At 44.8% G+C, this 6,384-nt stretch carries 4 protein-coding genes; 2 read left to right on the top strand and 2 right to left on the bottom strand.

Annotated elements, in window-relative coordinates; all coding sequences use genetic code 11:
- Positions 1 to 345, top strand: a 345-nt coding sequence (locus tag IQR33_RS01225; protein WP_265575769.1) for a LysR substrate-binding domain-containing protein, incomplete at its 5' end; no start/stop codon positions are given.
- Between the two features lie 118 nt (positions 346 to 463).
- On the opposite strand, the gene fusA is transcribed toward IQR33_RS01225, so the two are convergent.
- Both fusA and radA read right to left on the bottom strand, forming a co-directional pair.
- Entirely contained in the window at positions 464 to 2,554 is a 2,091-nt protein-coding gene (gene fusA / locus IQR33_RS01220; protein ID WP_005386444.1) for an elongation factor G, read from the bottom strand.
- A gap of 215 nt (positions 2,555 to 2,769) precedes the next feature.
- Positions 2,770 to 4,149 carry a DNA repair protein RadA gene (radA, locus tag IQR33_RS01215; protein ID WP_005386443.1) on the bottom strand — a complete coding sequence of 460 codons (1,380 nt, stop codon included), beginning with the start codon at positions 4,147 to 4,149 and terminating at the stop codon, positions 2,770 to 2,772.
- 136 nt (positions 4,150 to 4,285) lie between these two features.
- On the opposite strand from radA, the gene IQR33_RS01210 reads away from it, so the two are divergent.
- Positions 4,286 to 6,384 (top strand): PilZ domain-containing protein (locus tag IQR33_RS01210; RefSeq protein ID WP_228013695.1); only part of this gene is annotated, 2,099 nt, incomplete at its 3' end.

Raw genomic sequence — 6,384 nt, 5'->3', positions numbered from 1 at the left:
ATGTGGTTAGCAACCTTGGGTCACTGCGCAGCAAAGCCTACCTTAAAATACAGTGGATCACATCTCGTGCTTGAGGCTGCACTATCACTTCAAGGCGTGGCATTAGTAAAACACAGTTTAGCTCATCAATATTTTCGTTCTGGCAAATTGGTCCGAATTGGAGATATCGCTATCAAGCCCAACTTTGCGTATTACTTGTGTGCGCCAAAAGGCTACTTAAAAAGACCTAAAGCTCAATTGTTTGCGCAATGGTTGAAGGAAGAAATAGAAATATTTGAAAAGTCAGTGGTACCAGACTTTAAGACCATTGACCTAAAAGGCAACAGTACTAGAACGGCATCATAACTATCATCAAAACAAACGCTAAATAGGAATAAAACAAACACGCTCTGCGTATAAGACTGCTAAATACAAAAAGCCCCGCACTAAGCGGGGCTTTCAAGTTATAGAGTTAACTTAAGAATTACTTCTTAGCGTTACGCTCTTTAACGTCAGCAATTACTTGCTCTGCAACGTTTGTTGGACATGGTGCGTAGTGTGAGAACTCCATAGAGAACTGACCACGACCAGAAGTCATAGTACGTAGAGTACCGATGTAACCAAACATTTCTGATAGAGGTACATCACCCTTGATACGTACGCCAGTAGACGCTGCTTGTTGGTCTTTGATCATACCACGACGACGGTTAAGGTCACCGATTACGTCACCAACGTGATCTTCTGGAGTGAACACGTCAACTTTCATGATTGGCTCAAGAAGTTGCGCGCCAGCTTTAGGCATAGACTGACGGAATGCACCTTTCGCTGCGATTTCGTAAGCGATAGCTGAAGAGTCAACTGCGTGGAAACCACCGTCGAATAGTTCAACTTCAACGTCTAGAGTAGGGAAGCCAGCTAGAACACCGTGCTCCATCATTGACGCAAAGCCTTTCTCAACTGCAGGCCAGAATTCTTTAGGTACGTTACCACCAACAACTGTTGATTTGAACGTGAAGCCAGAGTTTGGCTCACCTGGTTTGATGCGGTAATCGATCTTACCGAACTGACCAGAACCACCAGACTGTTTCTTGTGCGTGTAGCTATCTTCGATTGCTTGAGTGATAGTTTCACGGTAAGCAACCTGTGGAGCACCAACTTCTAGCTCAACGCCGTAAGTACGCTTAAGGATATCTACCTTGATGTCTAGGTGAAGTTCACCCATACCTTTCAGGATAGTTTCGCCTGAATCTTCATCAGTCTCAACTTGGAATGATGGATCTTCTGCAACCATTTTACCGATCGCGATACCCATCTTCTCAGAACCGCCTTTATCTTTAGGCTTAACTGCGATAGAGATTACTGGATCTGGGAAGATCATTGGCTCAAGAGTACATTCGTGCTTAGGATCACATAGAGTGTGACCAGTTTGAACGTTCTTCATACCAACTACAGCGATGATGTCACCAGCTTGTGCTGAATCGATCTCGTTACGCTCGTCCGCGTGCATCTCAACCATACGGCCGATACGCTCTGTTTTACCAGTTGCAGAGTTAAGGATTGTGTCACCTTTCTTCATCTTACCAGAGTAGATGCGGATAAAGGTTAGAGCACCGAAGCGGTCATCCATAATCTTAAATGCAAGAGCACGTAGTGGCTCGTCTGCAGATACAGTCGCAACTTCACCAGTTGGCTCACCAGTCTCTGAATCAGTTAGAGGCTGTGGATCAACTTCTGTTGGAGATGGTAGGTAATCAATTACCGCGTCAAGAATAAGTTGGATACCTTTGTTCTTGTACGCTGAACCACAGTAAGTTGGGAAGAATGCTAGATCACGAGTACCTTTACGGATACAACGTTTGATGTCTTCTAGAGATGGCTCTTCGCCTTCTTCTAGGTAAGCCATCATTAGATCTTCGTCTTGCTCTAGAGCAGTTTCGATTAGCATTTCACGGTATTCAGCAGCTTTTTCTACCATGTCTGCTGGAATATCTTGAACTTCGTAGTTCTCTGGTTGGCCAGACTCATCCCATACGTAAGCTTGTTGGCTTAGTACGTCTACAACACCTACGAAATCTTCTTCGATACCGATAGGTAGAGTCATAACTAGAGGTGTAGCACCTAGTACGTTCTGTACTTGATCTACAACTTTGTAGAAATCTGCGCCCATACGGTCTAGTTTGTTAACGAAGATCAGACGTGATACGTGTGATTCGTCAGCGTAACGCCAGTTAGTTTCTGACTGAGGCTCAACACCACCAGAACCACAGAATACACCGATACCACCGTCAAGTACTTTTAGAGAACGGTAAACTTCGATAGTGAAGTCAACGTGTCCAGGAGTATCGATGATGTTTAGACGGTGATCGTTCCAGAAACAAGTTGTTGCTGCAGACTGGATTGTGATACCACGCTCAGCTTCCTGCTCCATGAAGTCAGTAGTAGTTGAACCGTCGTGAGTGTCACCGATCTTATGGATCTTACCAGTTAGCTTTAGGATACGCTCTGTAGAGGTAGTTTTACCCGCGTCTACGTGAGCAAAAATACCAATGTTTCTGTATTTTGATAAATCAGTCATTGTCTTACTCTGTTAATAAGGTATAAAGTGCGCGCAGAGTATATCACATTCTGTCAATACTGATACCCTTGCGTGCGGATGGAAGAAAAAAAATTTTAACGTGAAATTTCCGTCCCCAAAGCATAGTCAAACACAGCAATTTATGTACTTTATTCGCATTTTATTGAGGACGAATAGAACAGTTTGTGATTGCACAAATACCATTCTTATGAGCATTACAGCTCGTCAAAAGCCTCTATAGCTTCCGACAATTTCTTAACGCCGTGAATTTGCATGCCAGGGATGCCACCTTTCGGCATGTTGGCTGCTGGCACGATGGCTTTCTTGAAACCATGTTTGAACGCTTCATTCAAACGCTCTTGCCCACTTGGCACTGGACGGATTTCGCCCGCAAGCCCTACCTCACCAAAAATCACTACATCTTTAGGGAGTGGACGGTCACGAAAACTCGATAAAAGCGCCATAACTAAAGCAAGATCAGCGCTCGTCTCCGTCACCTTAACACCGCCAACCACATTAACAAAGACATCTTGGTCTGCCATTTGTAAGCCACCATGCTTATGCAACACAGCGAGCAAAAGTGATAGGCGGTTCTGCTCCAAGCCGACCGCAACACGACGAGGGTTGGCTAACTGCGAGTAATCCACCAGCGCTTGAATCTCTACTAGCAGAGGGCGCGTGCCTTCCCAAACCACCATGACGGAAGAGCCTGATGTTTCTTCTTCACCACGAGAAAGGAAGATCGCTGATGGGTTACTCACTTCTTTCAATCCTTGGCCTGTCATTGCAAAGACACCAAGCTCATTCACAGCGCCAAAACGGTTTTTATGACTACGCAAAGTGCGGAATCGGCTATCCGTTCCACCATCGAGTAGTACCGAACAGTCGATAATGTGTTCAAGAACTTTGGGGCCCGCAAGGGTACCATCTTTTGTTACGTGACCAACAATAAATACCGCAACATTATTCTGTTTTGCGTATCGTGTCAGAGCCGTCGCAGATTCACGTACCTGAGCAACACTGCCAGGCGACGATTGAACATCAGAAACGTGCATCACCTGAATCGAGTCTATTACCATTATACGAGGCTGCTCTTTTTCGGCGATTTGGCAAATTTTGTCGACGTTCGTTTCCGATAGCATTTTTAAATGATCTTTCGGCAAGCCCAATCGGGAAGCACGCATTGCCACCTGCTGTAATGACTCTTCACCGGTTACGTAAAGCGTTGGCATTTGCGCAGATAAACTACACATGGTTTGCAACAGAAGGGTTGATTTACCTGCACCAGGGTTACCACCAATCAAAATTGCGGCACCTGGCACAACACCACCACCCAACACGCGGTCAAGCTCTTTAAACCCACTGGTGAAGCGAGGTACTTCTTGCAGATCAATTTCGGATAGCGTTTGAACCGTAGCTTCTGTTGCGGAACCAGCGTAGCCGCTTAAGCGTTCATTGCGAGCAACGGTTGGCGATGCTGCGATACGTACTTCTGTTATCGTATTCCATGCACCACATGCGTTACACTGCCCCTGCCAACGGGGAAAGTCCGCGCCACAATCATTACAAACATACGCTCGTTTTGCTTTCGCCATGATGCCTCAATTTTTTCTACAAATGTGACTAAGCACAGCCAAGTCAGACCTGAACTGAAATGAACTATTGATATACTTAAGTATTACTTCGCTTAGCCGATACAATTTAAAGTAACTACATACTCTAACAGAAATAATGCAGCAATCTGAAATTCTCTCGCTCGCAGAACGACTCATTCCCGTTTACGGTACGAATGACTTTGACTTTGTCCTTGGCCAACTGACCGAGGAAGAGCCGCCTTCGGCCAAAATTTTGGTTAAAATGGAACTTAACCGCTTAATGGCTCCATGCAAAAAAAGCATTGATTTGCGAGGTCGCGTTCAAGGCGAATGTCGCGAGTATATTTTGGATGGTATTCCACATTGGTTGGATGATGTTGCTTTCAACGCTTACCATAAAAACATCAAAAAGTTTGGCTGCTACACGGAAGGAATGTGGGAAGCATTGGTCAACACGCGAAATAACTTTCGCGTAATGAGCAAGCGCCTTACTCAGCAAAAAACGCAATCGTTAACGGATCCTAAAAGCCCGTTCTTAGCAGAACCCGTTCACCTAGGCTACGATTTAAAGCGCCAAGAAAAACGCTTGAAAGTCCAATCTCAAGTTGAAATTTGCCGTTCTAAAGGACAGCTTCTTCATGGATTAAGCATTGATTTATCTAGCTCTGGCGCAAAGTTCAAAGTCCCGAGCGCATTTAAATATAACCTTGGGGAAATTATTCAGGTCACGTTTACTGAATTTGCCAGCAAATCTAACGTTGCAGGTATAGAGAAACCGCTTGCATACCGCATACTCGCGGTTGATGACTGTTACGAAAATGACTCAGTTCGATACCTCAGAACCATACGCTTAACTGACACCAATGTCGTCACCAGAGTGATAGATGAAGCGCTCAACAGTGCTGCTAAAAGGGCTCGTCACGACAATCAAGACAAGATTATTCGAGCTCGAACTCGCGGTTATGAGCACATCGCACTAAAGCACACCAGCAGCTTGCCTCTATTCTTTGATGGTAGTGACCTAAAATTAGCAATGTTAACGCCAAACAATCAAAAGCTTTGGCAATACTGGCACGATGAGAGAAACCAGCAAATGTTTGGTTCCTTATTCAACGAGCAACGCATCGCGTCACTCATTAAGCCTGGTGTTAAAGGAACAACCAATGTCCTTTATTCATTTACTCACGAGCACGAGAATCGAACCTATTTCTATTCGATGTTTCGCCCAGAAGCAACTCGCGAACAGCGCCAGCTATTTTGGCATTTAGGTGGCAAACGAGAGAGTTGGCGCGCCTTTAGAATTTCAATCTTTGAACTATCAGAGCAAGAACAGGAAGACCTAGCAGCATTCTCTCCAGAGTTGGCAGAAACGTCTCAATCACTGACTCATATTGGTATTTTGCAAGAAATTGCTGACGAAAAGTCAGGGCAGGATTACCTGCTAACTGAAAAGCCGCGCTTACCCGCTAATACATTAAACGCGTTTCGCCATCCGAGAAGAGTTATCGGCAATCCAAAGGGCATTTATTTTGATGCAAAGTCTCGTCGAAAAGAGCCTCGTTATCGTTTTAAAACACCTTTAGAGTTGTACTCAGGACAAACTAAAACAGGCGGCAGTACTGTTGACCTTTCCAAACGAGGACTCGGAATTAGGCTAAGTGAGCCCACGATGTTACGTTCTGGGCAAGAGGTAAGAATCAACTTTCGAGAATTACAACTCTACGATAAAAAATTGCCGTTAATGTCGGTGCCATACCGAGTAATTCGTGTAAGCCCAGACGGTTGTAGCGTGCAGCTAGTTATTGATGAAAGCAGCCAAACCATGAAGGTAATCGCTTTTTTCAACAGCATTATCGAGCACAATCAAGACAAGCTAATCCCGCAAAAAGAGACGCTACCAAGTAATGCTCTACTTGAAAGGCTACACTGCATGTTGCTCTCGCGTACGCTGAGCACGCCCATTTTTATCAGTAAGAGTACGTCATCTTCAATCAAAACCCCCGTTATCGGGGTGAACTTGCCGCTACCTAAACACATTGAGCTTTTTGCCCGTCTTGGGCATGACCAACTGTTGTCACTTGAACCTATCTTTAAAGGCCGGACAAGCACATTAATCGCAGAGCCAATAAAACGTGTAGAAGGTGCTCAAGCCAGACATCAGGATATCTACATAAGCGCCGCAAAAGTAGGCAATAAAATTACAGGCATTGAGTCAAAGCTTCATCAAGAGTTCAA

The organism is Vibrio sp. OPT46 (assembly GCF_015163535.1).
Taxonomy (GTDB): domain Bacteria; phylum Pseudomonadota; class Gammaproteobacteria; order Enterobacterales; family Vibrionaceae; genus Vibrio; species Vibrio alginolyticus.
Note: the sequence above shows the minus strand (reverse complement) of the source record. Positions and strands in the feature narration are given on the sequence as shown.